We start from the raw sequence: 15,875 nt of genomic DNA, 5'->3' as shown, positions 1-15,875 counted from the left end.
TCACGGATTTTCTGCATCTCGCTCATGGAGTCCCTCTCCGCTACCGACGATCGAAAGACTGCTGCTCCCGATCACGACATCCTTGATATATTTGCCGAGCGGTGGAGCCCGCGTGCCTTCTCGGACCAGCGCGTAGAGCCCGAGAAGATTCGCCGGATGCTGGAAGCAGCGCGGTGGACCATGTCGTCGTACAACGAACAGCCCTGGCGGTACATCGTCGCCTCTCGACACGACGATCCGGAGACCTACGAGACGGTGCTGACGTGTCTCGCGGAGGGCAACCAAGCGTGGGCTGAAAACGCCCCGGTCCTGATGCTGGGCCTCTACAAAAAGGCCTTCTCCCGAAACGACACGTCGAACCGAGCAGCCCCGCATGATCTGGGGGCCGCCTCCGCCGCCCTTACCTTCCAGGCCACGGCAATGGACCTGTACGTTCACCAGATGGCTGGAATCAAACAGGAGGTCATCCGCGAGGCCTTCGACGTTCCTTCCGACTTTGAACCGATGACGGGTCTTGCGGTGGGATATCTGGGCGCCCCTGAACAGCTCAGCGAGAAGATGCAAGCGTCCGAACAGTCGCAGCGATCGCGTAAGTCCCTCCGCGACTTTGCATTCGGTTCGACCTGGGACTCGCCCACCAGTATTGTGGTCGACGAGTGAACACAATTTTATTCACGTGTATTCTCGGGCGCCGCGAATGAGATTCACCCGAACAGGCCCAAACAGAGCTGAAAGGAAAAGAGGACTCGTTTCTGTAACGAGAGTGCCCCCGCACGGGACTTCACAAACCGGAGTACGAAACTGGATCGATTTTTGGTTAAGATTAGAGTCCCGTCAAGAGCTGATGGGCACTACAGGGAGGTGTCCTCCCCCGTCGGACGTGGGCAAACGCCGACCTTCCGGCTGTACCGGCGGCAGGGTGAGCCTGCCCGGTTTATGATTCTCCCAGGTGTACTGTACCTTACGACAGAAGTCTCCTGTCGCGATCACTGTGCGTCGGATCTGCATACCGTCCGACCATTCGACACAACTTCCAGTTAGCCCCTTATTTTCATGGATGCGATTCGTTGGGTCCGCCAGTTTTTCGAGGAACAGTTGGCCGATGTAGACGCCGACAGTCTGTCGCTCTCCCCAACCACGACTGTGTCGACACAGCACCTCATTTCCTACCTTGTAGACCAGACTGTGCAACGGGCGGCACTCGATGCGGCCACCCACGGGGACGCCGGCACTACGGCCGACGTGTCGTGGGAGCACTGTCTGATGGTGGCGGCCCTCACGGAGCTGCGATCGGTCAAACTGCTGGCACGGAACCAGACCTAACCATTCCCAGACGGACTCTCCTCCGTCCTCGGACTTTCCTTCCCGTGCCATGCCCGACTCTGTCTCGTCCAGCCTGGACTCCTCGCTCCGAATTGGCGTCCTTGGCTGCGGGCCGGTTGCTCAGGCCGCCCACTTCGAAGCGTGTCGCAAGGCCGACAATGCCGAGCTCTACGCCCTGTGCGACGTAGCCAACGACCTCCGGGAGCGCATGGCTGCCGTACACCAGCCGCAGGTCCAGTATGGCTCCTACGAGGACATGCTGTCGGACCCATCGGTGGATGCTGTGATCGTCGCTACGGCAGATGCCTTCCACGTCCCCGCCGCCCGACAGGCCGTCGAGGCCGGGAAGCATGTGCTCGTTGAAAAGCCGTTGGGCACTGACCTCGATGCCTGCCTCGATCTCCGCGAACGCGTTCAGATGAACGACGTGGTCCTGCAGGTGGGCCACATGAAACGGTTTGACCCCGGTCTAGAGTACGCCCGCGACTTCATCGGAGAACAGTTGGGAGAGATGTTCGCCTTCAAGGCGTGGTATGCAGATAGCTCCCACCGCTACGACATGACCGACGCCACACAGCCGGTCATTGTGCAGAGCGATCAGGCCCGGACGCCGGAGGACGACCCGAAGGCCGATCTCGCGCACTACTACATGCGGGCCCACGGGAGCCACCTCTTCGATACAACCCAGTTTCTGGGAGGGTCGATCGAGGCCGTGCGGGCTCGTCATACGAACGAGGCCGGCCCGCACTGCTGGTTCATCGACGTCGCATTTACGGACGGCACCCTGGGCCACCTTGACCTCACGGTTGCTGTCCGCATGGACTGGCACGAGGGCTTTGAGATCTACGGCGAGCAGGGAAGCGTACAGGGGAAAACCTTCAACCCCTGGTACTTCAAAGCAAGCGAAGTCGACTGTTTCTCCGAGTCAGATGAACAATATCATCGTCCGTTAGGATCGGATGCCCACTTCTACCGCCGTCAGGTGGAGGGCTTTGCAAATACGATTCTGAACGGAACGCCCCAACAGGGGACTGGCATTGACGACGGAATTGCCGTTGTGCGGGCCATGATCGCCACCGCTCGGTCCGTAGACTCCGAACAATGGGTGGATCTCAACCAGGTACAGGGATCGTTGTAATGACTGTCGGCATCTTTGCCAAAACGTTTGACCGGGAGACAGTCGAAGCGACCTTTGACGCTGTTCGGGCACAGGGGCTACGCCTCACCCACTTCAATATGTCTTGTGCCGGCCGGCCCTCTATGCCGGAAACCATTCCCGACTCGGTTGCCGAACACATCGGAACCACTGCGGCCGCCCGCTCTCTTGACCTTGTGGCTGTTTCCGGCACGTTTAACATGATTCATCCGGATGTATCGGTCCGCACACGAGGCCTCCGGCGCTTGGAGGTTCTAGCAGCTGCTTGTGACGCGATGGGGACGGACGTCATTACGCTCTGCACCGGCACCCGCGACCCAAACGACAAGTGGCGTCGTCATCCAGACAATGACACCTCCGCCGCCTGGCACGACCTCTGTGAAAGCATGGAGCGAGCCCTTGCAATCGCGGAGACGTACGACGTTACGCTTGCCTTTGAGCCCGAACATGCGAACGTGGTGAATACTGCCCAAAAGGGCCTGCGACTCCTTAAGACCATGCGCAGTGCGCACCTCAAGGTCGTCTTCGACCCAGCCAATCTCTTCAAAACGGCCGCTCCTGACGAACGACGGCGCCTCGTCAAAGAGGGCCTATCCCTCTTGGGTGAGCATGTGGTCATGGCTCACGCCAAAGACCGACGGCCCGATGGATCATTTTGCCCGGCCGGACTCGGCGTTCTGGATTACGAGCACTACCTTCGAGAGCTCCGTGCTACGGGTGTCGACGTGCCGCTCGTCTTGCATGGACTCGACGAAGCAGACGTGCCAGACTGTCTTTCCTTTCTACGGCAGCACCTGGAGACGAGCTAACCACTCTTCTCGCCGTCAAGCGTCCTCTCAGATCGGAACGGAATTTTCCTAAACAGTCGGGCGCATGCCGTCGTGCATTGATCGACGATTGTGGGTTCGTCCCGCTCCGTGCCGCCGACGTTTCGCTCCTGTCCCCGATCTGCCATGTCCGACATTGACAACGAGTCCAGGGAATCGACCCTCACCATTCTGAAAAAGCTCGGGCGTGTGCTGGCGCCGTACAAGACCCGCGTCGTAGCCTTAGCCCTCCTCATTAGCTTCTCGGCGGCACTGGAGGCAGTGGGGCCGCAGTTTGTGCGGTATGCCTTCGACACGGTCATCCCACAGGGAGAAATGCAACTCTTTCTCTGGTTCGGCCTCGCGTTTGCGGGCTTCTATCTGTTTCGAGCGGTGGTGGAGTACGGGGGAATGTTCTGGAGCTTCGCCCTCACCCAGCAGGTGGTGAGTGACGTGCGCATGCAGGCCTACGAGCATCTCCTCAAGCTCCCCGTCTCCCGCTTTGCCGATGAACAGTCGGGCTCTCTGAGCTCACGGGTGGTAAACGATCCCAATGCCCTGGAAGGCATGATTCAGGCCGCGGCCTCCCGCCTGTCGGGCCAGCTCGTCGCCATCCTGGTCGTGGCCGTCATTTTGGTCTCGATGAGCTGGACCCTCGCCCTCGTGAACCTGGTCGTGCTCCCCCTCCTGGCCGCTATCACGTACTACTACCAGGACCCGCTCCGCCAGGCCTCCCGCGATATTCGAGAGACGGTGGCCCGCATGACGGCCGCCTCCACGGAAGCGATCTCTAACATCCGCGTGGTGAAGGCCTTTGTAAGCGAAGACCAGGAGCGCGAGCGCTTCGGCGAACAGAACCAGACGTACGTTGACCTCAACCTGGACCGACGGAAGGACGTGGGGGCGATGGAGGGCCTCATCAACATCACTGCCAACTACGGCATCGGAGCCCTACTGCTCGTAGGGGGCTGGATGACGGCCAACGGCAGTCTCACGATTGGAGAGCTCACGGCCTTCATCATGTACCAGCGACAGCTACAGGGCCCAATCAAGTCGGTTATGTTCTTCAACGATAAGCTGCAGGCTGGGATGGCGGCCCTGGAGCGACTGTCGGACCTCACAAGTACGGCCCCGGAAGACGGCGGAGACAAAACGGACGTCCCCGTTGGAACAGTGGCCCTGGAACAGGTCCGATTTACGTATCCGGAGGCCGACGAGCCGGCCTTGAAAGGGCTATCCCTTCAGATCGAGCCGGGAGATACGGCCGCCCTCGTCGGCTCGTCCGGCGCCGGAAAGAGTACAGCCGCCAGCCTCATTGGACGCTTTTGGGATCCCCAAGAAGGCCGCGTCACGATCGACGGACAGGATCTGAGATCGTTCGACCTGAACGCCCTCCGGCAACGCATTGCTCTCGTCCCGCAGGCCCCCACGCTCTTCTCTGGCACAGTGGCCGAGAACGTCCGCTACGCCGATCCCACCGCATCCGCAGAGGCCGTGCGACGGGCCGGCAAGATGGCCAACGCCCACGACTTCATCCAGCGCCTCCCGAAAGGCTATGAGACCCAAATCGGCGAGCGCGGCGTGCGTCTGTCTGGGGGACAGAAGCAACGGGTAGCCATCGCCCGTGCCATCCTCAAGGATGCGCAGATTCTTCTGTTGGATGAAGCTACGTCCGACCTCGACAGCGAATCGGAAGCCGTAATCCAGGACGCCCTCGACGGTCTCTTTGCTCGCGGTCAGCGACTCACGTCGATTGTGATTGCTCATCGGCTCAGTACCATTGAGGACGCTGATACGATCTTTGTTCTGGAAGAGGGCCGACTGGTCGAGGCCGGATCCCACGATGAATTATTGACCCTAGATGGTCGCTACGCAGAACTCCGGGCGTTGCAACGCCGCGACGCAGACTCCGTCCCCCTCGGATCGAGTGAGAGCATCGCATAGCCGTAAGACCGCCGTATTTCGTCCCTTTCCTCTTTACTTCCACAGCCCGACCGGCTCTACCACCACGTTACAAGAACGTTGCTCTTAGTTTACTCGTACCTGGGGGTCGGTTTTGTTATACTGGTAGTAGATGAGGATGTAAAAAACGCCGCTCGGGGTTCGAGACGGCGTTCTTTTTTTGTCTCTATTGTCGTCTCGGACGCTCTCGGCGACCGCTCCCAATCGTCCTTCCCCTTCAGGCGCTTTCCCGCGGAGATCTCTCCCCACCTGGCGATGGGCAGACCGAGGCGTCGACGCGCGTTCCTCATGTGGTACTAAACTCCCCCCTCGTTGGCCCGAGCGCTCTTTTCCCTTCCCTCTTCTCATGCGCCTCTCTGTTCTTGCTGTTCTCGTCACTGTCCTGCTCTGTGTAGGATCGGGGTGCGGATCGAAGTCTTCTCCGTCTTTTTCTCCCGAGATGCTGACGCCCCCTGTGACGCCGGGAAGTGGGCAACCGCGCCTACAAGTGGATTCTGAAGGGACGATGTGGCTGAGTTGGCTGGCGCCCCTTGGAGGGGAGGACCAGTACGCCCTCCGGTACACACGCCGAACGGATACACGCTGGACCGACCCAGCGACGGTGGCGACGGGGACCGACTGGTTCGTCAACTGGGCCGATCTTCCCTCGGTACACCCCCTGCCAGACGGACGCATCGCTGCCCACTACCTGGAAAGCAACGGAGAACGCGCTCTTGCGTATGCCGTGCGCATCACCCAAACGACGGGAGACGGGACGTGGCATCCGCCCGTTACGCCTCATCGAGACGCCACTCCGACGGAGCATGGATTCGTCTCGCTCCTCCCGTGGGAGAATCACCAATTGCTGACCGTGTGGCTCGATGGACGCAAGATGTCCGACGACGGGCACGGACAGGGGGAGATGACGCTCCGTGGGGCCGTTCTCGACTCAACGGGAACTGTCACCCATCGGGCCGTGCTGGACTCTCGCACCTGCGAGTGCTGTGCGACGAGTGCCGTACGGATCGGAGCGGAAGCCCTGGTGGCCTATCGCGACCGTTCGACCGAGGAAATCCGCGACATCCATCTTGTACGGTTCGACGGTGAACAGTGGTCGGATCCGATGCCCCTGCACGACGACGGATGGAAGATCGAGGGCTGTCCCGTCAATGGACCGGTCCTTGCAGCACAGGATGGTCGGGTCGTGGCCGCCTGGTTTACGGCAGCGAACGGAAAGCCACGTGTCAAGACAGCATTCTCGGACAACGGGGGGCACCAGTTCACCGAGCCCGTGATCGTAGCGGACGGACAAACAAAGGGCCGGGTTGATGCCGTTCTGCTCGACGACGGCACTGCCATTGTGAGTTGGCTGGGGGAGCAAGAGGACCGAGGAGTCATTCAGGTGAGGGCTGTGAGCCCTGACGGCCCAACATCTCCCCCCAAAACCATCGGCACCGTGCCGTCCGCCTCGCGAAGCGTCGGGTTTCCTCAACTCGTACGGCGAAAGGAACAGCTCTACGGGGCCTGGGTGGGGCCGGATAGCGCCGATGCCTCTACCGTGCGCGTGGTGCGCACGCCAATCTCGGCCGTACACTCGGGATCGTGAGTTCGGTTTGGGCCTAGATCCACTTCCTACTCCCTCGACAGCTCCGGCAGAACTGGGACACGCACGAGGAGCAATGGTGCTGAAACGGAGTAGAATGGCGTTGCAAAGGCAGGGACCGGCCGCGTCATGTGCCCCCCTCCCGACCCGCGATCTCCCATGTCCACTTCCTCGTCTTCCGGCTGACCACACTTCCTTCCCCCGAGGCATGGCACCCGACCCTTTCCCCCACATGTGGACGCAAATCGTCGGGAAGATTCGTCTGGAGCAAACGTCCCTCCTCAACCACTGGTAGAACGTGACGCTATACGTCACCTGCCGAGGACTCACCACCTCTCCCATGCCGCACGGCAACCGACGTTTCCATATCGACTTCGATTTCATCGACCACAAGCTCCACATCGGCGATGATCAGGGGGCGAAACGGTCGTTTCCCCTCGAACCGATGTCGGTCGCCACCTTCTACCGGACCACAATGACCACACTTCAAGAAATGGCCCTGGGAGTCGATATTTGGCCCGTCCCACTCGTAGACCGGGCGAGTGGTCAGTCAAACTGAGATTGGAGGGGCAGCCGTATTGAATACGGCATTCAGCAGCCTGATACCGAATCCTGCTGCAGACTTCAGACAGGAGGTCCGGCGGTACAATACGCCCCCCTCTCGTGTCGTCGGCGCCGTCAAGGAGGGCACCAGAAACAGCGTTGGACTGTAGGATTGGGGAGTCTCCGTCAGACGAGGGAAAGGCCACCTGTGTAGCGTCGTTGGAGTCCAACGGCGCTACGGACGCCTGCTTCCTACCGGAATAGAGAGCACCCGGAGTTGGTATGAATTCAGTCCACAAGTAGCGTTCTACCCGATCTGGAGCCCCTGATGCCCCACTAGGGCGTCCCGGCCTCCGTCGCCGCCACCGTGTCTGCCGGTGCCGGCGTCGTTGGTGCCGGAGTCGCAGGCGCCGGCGCGGTAGTCGTATCCGCCACCGGCACGTTGCTCAGCACCTCTTCGAGCTCGTTGAACCGGTTGCCAAACTGCGCGAAGTCCCCACTCTGGAGTGCATCACGGGCCTCCTGGATGAGCTCCTTCGCTCGCTCCAGCTCCTCAATGCGTTGCGGGGCTGCGGCTTGAGCAGCAGTCGCCGCTCGCTGCATACTCGCGAGCGCCCGCTGCCGACGCGGCTCCACCACCTGTTCGCCCATCACTGTATTGAGCGACTGTCGCAGGGTCGGCTCCATGGCCACTCGATCGCCGTACGCCACGATCACCCGCTGCATCTGCGGGATCTGAATGTTTTCGGCAATGAGGAAGATGGGCTCCACGTAGAGGAAGGATTCCTCAATGGGCACCACGATGAGGTTCCCCCGCACCACGTTCGATCCACGCTGATCCCACAGGGAGAGCTGCTGCGAGATTTCCGTGTCCTGGTCGATCCGCGACTCGATCTGGTTCGGCCCAAAGATGAGTCGCTCCTTCGGTAGATTGTAGACCACCAACTCGCCATAGTTGGGCGCGTCGGATTTTGCGGCGATCCAGCCAATCATGTTGTCCCGGTTTTCGGGCGTCATCGGCGTCATCAGCATAAACTGCTGACGATCGCTCCCGGGCAGCTTCGTCATGATGTAGTAGGGCTCCATCTTGCGCTGCCGTCCCGCGTACTGCTCGTTGGGACGTGTCCACAGGTCCTCGTTGTTGTAAAAGATCTGCGGCTGCGTCATGTGGTATCGCTTGTACCGCTCAATCTGCATCTCAAAGAGGTCCTGCGGATAGCGAATGTGGCTGCGCAGGTCTTCCGGCATCGCACTCAGCGGCTGGAAGAGATCCGGAAAAATGTCCTGATAGGTCTGGATGATGGGATCGTCCGGATCGGTAACGTACAGAGACACGTCGCCGTTGTACGCATCCACCACGATCTTCACCGAGTTGCGAATGTACTGGGTCCCCTCATAGCCGCGCTGATCGCGGATCGGTTCCGCATAAGGGAACGAGCGAGACGTGGTATAAGCGTCCTGAATCCAGTACTGCCGCTTGTCGCTGAGCACAAAGTACGGATCGCCGTCAAACTGGAGGAACGGCGCTACGCGGCGCACCCGCTCACTGAGGCTGTTCCAGAACTGGATCTGGCTGTCGTCGGTGAGATAATCGGTGAGCAGGATGTTGAAATCCCCCGTGTAGTAGGAAAAGAGGAGCTGCCGCCAGAAGCTGCCGATGTTCACGCCCCCCGTCCCGTCGTAGGTGGTGTAGACGTTTTCGTCGCCCTTTGGATAGTCCAGCTCCTGCGCAGTGGTAGTCACGAGCCGATAGGTCGGCACCCGCTCGCCGTAGTAGATGGCCGGGTTGTCCACCGCGAGGTTCGAGTCGCTGGCCACAGGCGGCAGGTCCTTCACCAGAAACTCAGGCGACCCCTCGGTGCCCTGTCGTGCCACGAGGTTTGCCACGGAGCCGTAGCCGTGCGTGTACTGCAGATGACGGTTCACCCAGTTGTTGGAGCCCTGCGGCAACTGCTGGGTCAACTCACGGGCCGAGAGCATGACCTGCCGGTACTCCCCGTTGATGTCGTACCGGTCGACATCCACATCGTAAAACTCGTAGTAGGTCCGGATCTGTTGGAGTTGCTTGTAGGTGTCAATCAGCAGACGCGGGTCCCACAGCCGCACGTTTTCGATCGTCTCCTCATTGTTCTCAATGTCCTGGGTCGTGAGGTTGGGCCGGGCCGGATAGGAGGTTTCCTGCACCTTATTGAGATCGAACGCCTCGCGCGTGAGCTCGATGTTGTGTTCCAGATAGGGGCGCTCCACCTCCAGCTCGTTCGGCAGCACCGTGAGCTGGGTCACGAGGGTTGGGGCCACGACAAGCCCGCCCACCAACAGCACCACGTATCCGAGCACGCCGATGCCCAGAAGGCGCAGGTTTTCGCGGTACAGATTGTACGCCACGATGGCGACCAGTGCGAGTGTCGCCACAATCATGAGCCACAGCGCCGGAATCATCACATTCACGTCGGTATACCCAGCGCCATAGACGGCCCCACTGCCCCCTTCCTGAAGCATCTCGTATCGATCAAGATAAAAGCCCCAGGCCCATCCCAGCAACAGCACAATGAGGTTGGCGCCCAGGTGGCGCAGCGGCCCGGACTTGACCTTAAACTGACCGTTCTGCACGCCGATCTCGCCCGCCATCACGTAGCCGGTGCCCAGTGCCAGAAGGCCCAGAAAAACCAGCCCGACAAGGGCGCTTTGCATTGCCTGAATGAAGGGCAGCTCTAGCATGTGGAACGCCAGATCGTGGCCGAAGACGGGATCGGACGTGCCGTAAGAGCCGGCATACCAGAACCGCAGAAGGTCGTCCCAACGCCCCGAAAAGCCAGTCGCAAAGAGGAGGCTCAGCACCCCAGCAACGACGTACGCAAAGCGCTTGAGGCGAGCGCGGGTAAGGGGCTCCCCTCCAAGATCGGGCGCCTCTCCGCCCTGCGCCCAGCGGGAAGCCCACAACGGCGGAATGCGGCGGAGGAGGACGTTGAAGTTTCCCCCGAAGTAGAGGCCAGCGATGACGAACACGAGCAGGAACAGCAGCACCTGAGTGGACCGGATGGTCCAAAACACCCCTTCGTAGCCCAGTTCCCCCAGCCAAAGATATTCCACGAGTAGCTCCGGCGCCACCAGTAGAGTGGTCAGAATGACCCCGAGAATTCCCAGAAGGATCTGGAAGGTGCGACTTGATCGCAAAAGAGACATGATCCGCGCGCGGGATATAGGTGACAGAGCGTCCAACGGAGGCAGAGAGAATGTCCGAACGCCTCAGTATGAACATCAACAGTGGCTCTATCAAATGCGTGCCCCCCGGGCGGGATTCACAGCACTCGTCCCCCACCGGAATTCTTTCCCAAAATCCACGGACGGCGCGTTGGACTCGCCCGCCCACCTGCCCTCCCATTTCCCCCTGCCGACCCTCAGTAAAACGCCCCGAGTAGAATGCCATAGACGGCGTGTGCGATAAGCGTAATCGCAGGGGTGTTGCGCCCGTAGTTGAGCGCCATAAATCCAGGCGGTTCCAATTGCCGGGTGGGCGTGGGTCCGTGGTGCTTTCCGGCCATGCGGGGATGAACATCGGGCAGGGCTGGCATGATGACGATTAGGATGAACAGCCCGTGGAACGTCCCGAGAAGAGCGCCCAGCCACCACGTGGCCCACTGCCAGTCAATCGAACCGTTCATTTCCACAAGGGCGGCGCTGGCACAGTCGCCAATGATGGCATACTCTTCTATGGGCGTATACTCTGCGGGCAACGTGGAAGACATAGGGACACGAAATGTCCTTGAGAACCGCGACGGACGACAGTACGATAGGAAGCGTAAGGCCTGACGACGCAACATCTCCTCCTGTTGTCCACCTCGTAAGAAACGGGCCCTACAACTCACATATCCGTAACGCCCACTCCTTCGTTTCCACAATATTCCTGCCGCGCGGCCCGTTGGGTTTATCGTCATGGGGATGCCCCCCTGTTCATTGTTTTCCTGAACAGTTCCCCCCTCTTCATGCGATACCGGCTCTCAGCTGCCGCCCTGCTGATCGCCCTTGTCGCGGGCCTCGTGCTTGCCCCGACAGTCGACGCACAGTACTTCGGACGCAACCGCGTCCAGTACGAGGAATTCGATTTTAAAACCCTGGAGACGGATCATTTTATTTTCCACTTTTACCCGGCCGAAGAAGCAGCGGTGCGCGACGCTGCCCGCATGGCCGAGCGGTGGTACGATCGCCACTCACAGGTCTTTCTGCACCGCTTCGACGAGAAGAAGCCAATCATTTTCTACGCCAACGACGCCGATTTTCAGCAAACGAACGTGGCCCAGCAAGCCATTGGGCCGGGCACGGGGGGCTTTACGGAATCCATCCGGGAGCGGGTGGTGATGCCCTTCTCAGCCTCGTACGGCGAGACGAACCATGTCCTGGGCCACGAGCTGATCCACTCCTTCCAGTATGATCTCGCCCTCAATGCGGATAGCCTCAACATTCGCCTCCAGAATCTGCCGACGTGGCTGGTCGAGGGCATGGCCGAATACCTGTCGGTAGGCCGCCGCAGCAGTCACACGGCCATGTGGATGCGCGATGCCGTGCGCCGCGACACGATGCCCACCTTCGAGCAGCTCAACAATCCGCGCGCCTACTTCCCGTACCGCTACGGGCAGGCGTATCTTGCCTATATCGCCGGAAAGTACGGCGACCAGGCCGTGACGGATCTCTTCAAGCGGGGCGGGCAGGTCGGCCTGGATTCGGCCTACACAGAGCTTTTTGGAATGAAGCCGGATTCGCTGACGAAGGAGTGGGCCCAGGCCACACGCGACACCTATCGTCCGCTCATGAAGGGCCGAACCTCCCCAGACTCGCTCGGAACGACCGTTCTCGGCCCCAAGACGACCGGAGCGAAGACGAATGTGGGCCCGGTTCTGAGCCCGGACGGGCGCTACGTGGCCTACATCTCCGCCGAACAGCTCTTCGGCTTCAACCTGTACGTGGCCGACGCCCAGACCGGCGAGGTGATCGCGAAACTGGACCGCGCCGGGACGACGCAGCACTTCAACGCACTGCGCTTCATCAGCTCGGCGGGAACGTGGTCGCCCGATGGGCGTCGCCTCGCGTTTGTCAGCTCTGCCCAGGGCGACAACCAGCTTACAATCTGGAACGTGCAGACGGAGGAAATTGAACGCAGCATCCAGATAAAGAACGTAACGGCCCTTAAGAATCCCGCGTGGTCCCCCGATGGATCCCGAATTGCATTCTCGGGCACCGAGGGGGGAATCAGCGACCTCTACGTGCTGAACCTGAAGACCGATGCGGTCCGTCAGCTTACGAACGACCGCTACGCCTACCTTCAGCCAACCTGGGCCCCCAGCGGCGAGACCATTGCCGTCACGACCGACCGCGCGGAGACCGACCTCGACCTGCTGGCCCCCTCCTCAAACATGGATCTCGGCTTCATCGACGTCGAAAGCACCGAGGTCACCGTGCGCGAGCCGTTCGGGGATGCCCTCCATCACAATCCGCAGTTTTCCCCAGATGGGGAAAGCCTGTACTTTATCAGCGATCAGGACGGGTTCAAGGACGTGTACCGACTGAACCGGGCCCGTGGCGACCTGCATCGTGTCACGCACCTCAAAACGGGAGTCAGCGGCATCTCGGCCCTGTCGCCCGCCATGTCGGTCGCCGCGCAAAACGGCGAGATGATGTTGTCGGTCTACGGCGGAGGCGGCTATACCGGCGTGCGGCTCGGGACCGACGCTCTTCAGGGAACGCCGCTGCCACAAACGACGGCGGAGGGGCCACTGCGGGCCCCATCCGATGCAGGGGACGCCGATACGACAACCGCCGGCGTATTGCCGCCCATTTCGGCCCTCGGCACCGGCCTCGTGGCGCAGAATCTGGCGGATGCACGAACGGGCCTCCCTCCTGCCTCGCCCGATTACAATGTCCACGACTACGATCCGTCGCTCTCCCTGGAAGCGATCTCCCCTCCGCAGGCTGGCGTATCGATCGGGGGGCGATACGGAAGCCAGGTGGGGGGAGGGATCGGCTTCCGATTCGGTGACATGCTGGGACACCAGACGCTCACGGTTTCGGTGCTGGCCCGCGGCACACTTCGAGACATTGGGGGAGGGGTATCATACATCAATCGACGCGGCCAGCGGAACTGGGGAGGATCGCTGCGGCACCGTCCCATTGTGTATGGATCAAACAACATCCCCATCTCAAACGAGTCCGGCCTCGTTGCCGGGTATGCAAGCGTGGTGCGCCGGGCCTACCTCACGTCCAGCGGCGCCTTTACCTCTTATCCTTTGGATCCAACCCGTCGGTTTGAATTCGGATTGGGCGCCACCCGTTACGGGTTTGGCCTCAACGTGCGTGAAATCGGCATCCGGCAGGACCTCACCGTCGACGACGTAAACCAACTCCTAGGAGAACAGGTCTTTCAGGAGCGGGCCCCCGCCTATCTCGCTAACGCGAGTGTAGCGTACGTGCGCGACTTTTCGGTAAATGGCCTGACCGGGCCCATCCAAGGCGGACGCTGGCGTCTGGAGGTGGCCCCGGCTGTTGGAGAGCAAAGTTTCGTGACTGCCCGGGCGGACCTCCGGCGCTACCTCTACGCCAACCCAGTCACCTTTGCATTTCAGGGCCTCCACGTGGGCAACTATGGGGCCGAGTTTGGGGACGGGCTCGGGATTGGCAACGAGTACATCGGGTATCCGTACGGTCAGGGCTTCGTGCGGGGCTATGGCGTGCAGTCCATCTCCAACGGCATCCGGGAGGCGGAGAAGGGGTGTACGCCGGTCCAGAATGATCCAACCCGCTCGCAGTGTGCCGAAATCGACCGTCTCTTCGGGACGCGCTCCCTCACCGCTCGGGCCGAAGCCCGGGTGCCCCTTCTCGGCCCGGAATCGGTTAGTCTCATCCCTTTTCGGTACGTGCCAACCACACTCGCAGCCTTTACCGATGCCGGAGTCGCCTGGACCGAAGACCAGGCCCCGGACTTCCAGTTTACAACCGACAGCCCCAAAACGAACATTCCCGTGGTGAGTACCGGCCTCACAGCCCGCTTCAACATCCTGGGGAGCCTGTTGCTGGAGGCCTATTACGCCCGGCCGTTCCAGCGCGGCGACACCACCTGGACGTGGGGCTTTCGCATCTCTCCCGGCTTCTAACGATGAGTACCATTGCCCCCACTCGAAAGAGCTTTCTCCCCCCAGAAAAACGCTCCCTCGTCGCCCCAGGCCATCCAGAAGCAACGTGAGAAAAATTTCGAACGTCGAGTTGCCCCTTGCCTCCAGAGAAAAACCCGGGTGTAAATCGGGATTTCGTTCAGTTGTAGAAACACGTCCGCTGGGGGGGCGTGCATCTACCGGATAATTTCGAACGATCCATCCTCTCCCTGGGGGCGTCAGGCCCCCGGTTCGTCTTCAGCGTTCGTCCCGCGTCCTTCCGACCAACCCCTGCACCCAACCACCAGATGCGTATATCTCCTTTGTTCAATCGACTTGTTCACTGCCTCGGCCTATCGGTCGCGGCCCTCGCCCTTGTCCTGACCGGTTGCGGCTCAGGAGGGTCGAGCTCCAGCAACGGCGTACCCTACCAGGTAGGCGACCCCCTCTCTGACAGCACGCTCGCTGTGGTCGTCTCGTCCCAGTACGGTTCCGATACGCTGACGGCCCGCCAGTACCAGCGCCGGTCGAAGATGCAGATGCAGCGCCTCTCGCCCAATCAGCGCAATTCGGACACGCTCCAGTCCATCCACCGCGACCTCGTCCGCCGCTTCGCTGGTGGACACATGCTTCGCGGCAAGGCCCAGGCAGAGGACGTAGCGGTGGACAGTGCCCAGGTCAACCGGCGCCTCCAGCAAATCAAGCAGCGCTACCAGAACCAGGCCCAGCTCAAGAAGCAGCTTGCGCAGAACAACATGACGATGGACTCCCTGCGCAGCTACATTGCTGAGCAGTTGCAGACGCAGGCCCTCCAGCAGCAAATGGCGGACAACGCTGAGGAGCCCACCTCCTCCGAGGTCGAGTCGTATAGCCAGGAGAACCGCCGCATCCGCGCCCAACACATTCTGCTTCGGGCGGGGCAGAACGCGCCGCAGTCGAAGGTCGACTCGGCCCGTCAGGCCGCCACCGCTCTCATCGACAGCGCACAGGCCGGAGCCGACTTTGGGGCCCTTGCGCGGCGGCACAGCGAAGGCCCGTCGGCCAGCGAGGGCGGCGATCTCGGCTTCTTCACGAAAGACCAGATGGTGGACTCGTTCTCGAAGGCGGCCTTTGCCCTCGCCGATTCCGGCGACATCGCATCGGAGCCGGTCCGCACCCGATACGGCTTTCACGTCATCCGGCTCACCAACGCCGGCGAACCGATGGACACGAGCAAGGCGCGTCAGCAAATGATGCAGGAGCGGCGCAAACAGGCCGTGGACACGGAGGTCGAGAAGCTCATGCAGGACGCGACCGTGCGGGTCCACCCCGACGTCGTGCAAGCCGGCCTTTATGAGGAGTAACTCCTCATCCGGCACGTATTG

General features: G+C 61.1%; 11 protein-coding genes. 9 read left to right on the top strand and 2 right to left on the bottom strand.

Annotated elements, in window-relative coordinates; translation table 11 throughout:
- The first annotated feature begins 24 nt into the window (after nt 1-24).
- From BSZ35_RS13360 to BSZ35_RS13330, 7 genes are all read left to right on the top strand, one after another.
- Complete coding sequence (locus BSZ35_RS13360; RefSeq protein WP_105012913.1) at nt 25-660, top strand: nitroreductase family protein; 636 nt, start codon at nt 25-27, stop codon at nt 658-660.
- Between the two features lie 393 nt (nt 661-1,053).
- Nucleotides 1,054-1,323 (top strand): hypothetical protein, encoded by a 270-nt coding sequence (locus tag BSZ35_RS13355; RefSeq protein WP_105012912.1) that lies wholly within the window; start codon nt 1,054-1,056, stop codon nt 1,321-1,323.
- Between the two features lie 49 nt (nt 1,324-1,372).
- Nucleotides 1,373-2,461, top strand: coding sequence for a Gfo/Idh/MocA family oxidoreductase (locus BSZ35_RS13350; protein WP_105012911.1), 1,089 nt, complete (start codon nt 1,373-1,375; stop codon nt 2,459-2,461).
- The gene (locus BSZ35_RS13345; protein ID WP_105012910.1) at nt 2,461-3,288 is read left to right on the top strand and encodes a sugar phosphate isomerase/epimerase; all 828 of its coding nucleotides are present in this window, start codon (nt 2,461-2,463) and stop codon (nt 3,286-3,288) included. Before BSZ35_RS13350 ends, BSZ35_RS13345 begins: the two co-directional genes overlap by 1 nt.
- A 144-nt stretch (nt 3,289-3,432) precedes the next feature.
- Nucleotides 3,433-5,229 (top strand): ABC transporter ATP-binding protein, encoded by a 1,797-nt coding sequence (locus tag BSZ35_RS13340; RefSeq protein ID WP_105012909.1) that lies wholly within the window; start codon nt 3,433-3,435, stop codon nt 5,227-5,229.
- Nucleotides 5,230-5,593: 364 nt separating this feature from the next.
- Nucleotides 5,594-6,832, top strand: a complete 1,239-nt coding sequence (locus BSZ35_RS13335; protein ID WP_146110101.1) for a hypothetical protein — start codon at nt 5,594-5,596, stop codon at nt 6,830-6,832.
- A gap of 295 nt (nt 6,833-7,127) precedes the next feature.
- A complete protein-coding gene (locus BSZ35_RS13330) occupies nt 7,128-7,388 on the top strand; it encodes a DUF5996 family protein (protein WP_146110100.1) in 261 nt (86 codons plus the stop codon).
- Nucleotides 7,389-7,708: 320 nt separating this feature from the next.
- Here the strand turns inward: BSZ35_RS13330 and BSZ35_RS13325 are convergent, their stop codons facing one another.
- Both BSZ35_RS13325 and BSZ35_RS13320 read right to left on the bottom strand, forming a co-directional pair.
- Complete coding sequence (locus BSZ35_RS13325) at nt 7,709-10,555, bottom strand: UPF0182 family protein (RefSeq protein WP_105012906.1); 2,847 nt, start codon at nt 10,553-10,555, stop codon at nt 7,709-7,711.
- 215 nt (nt 10,556-10,770) lie between these two features.
- Nucleotides 10,771-11,118 carry a hypothetical protein gene (locus BSZ35_RS13320; RefSeq protein WP_105012905.1) on the bottom strand — a complete coding sequence of 116 codons (348 nt, stop codon included), beginning with the start codon at nt 11,116-11,118 and terminating at the stop codon, nt 10,771-10,773.
- 237 nt (nt 11,119-11,355) lie between these two features.
- On the opposite strand from BSZ35_RS13320, the gene BSZ35_RS13315 reads away from it, so the two are divergent.
- Both BSZ35_RS13315 and BSZ35_RS13310 read left to right on the top strand, forming a co-directional pair.
- Nucleotides 11,356-14,514 carry a basic secretory protein-like protein gene (locus tag BSZ35_RS13315; protein WP_258096371.1) on the top strand — a complete coding sequence of 1,053 codons (3,159 nt, stop codon included), beginning with the start codon at nt 11,356-11,358 and terminating at the stop codon, nt 14,512-14,514.
- Between the two features lie 305 nt (nt 14,515-14,819).
- Entirely contained in the window at nt 14,820-15,854 is a 1,035-nt protein-coding gene (locus BSZ35_RS13310) for a peptidylprolyl isomerase (protein WP_105012904.1), read from the top strand.
- The last annotated feature ends 21 nt before the right edge of the window (nt 15,855-15,875 follow it).

The organism is Salinibacter sp. 10B (genome assembly GCF_002954405.1).
GTDB lineage: Bacteria > Bacteroidota > Rhodothermia > Rhodothermales > Salinibacteraceae > Salinibacter.
The sequence above is the reverse complement of the archived record's forward strand: the minus strand, read 5'-3'. Positions and strand labels throughout refer to the sequence as shown.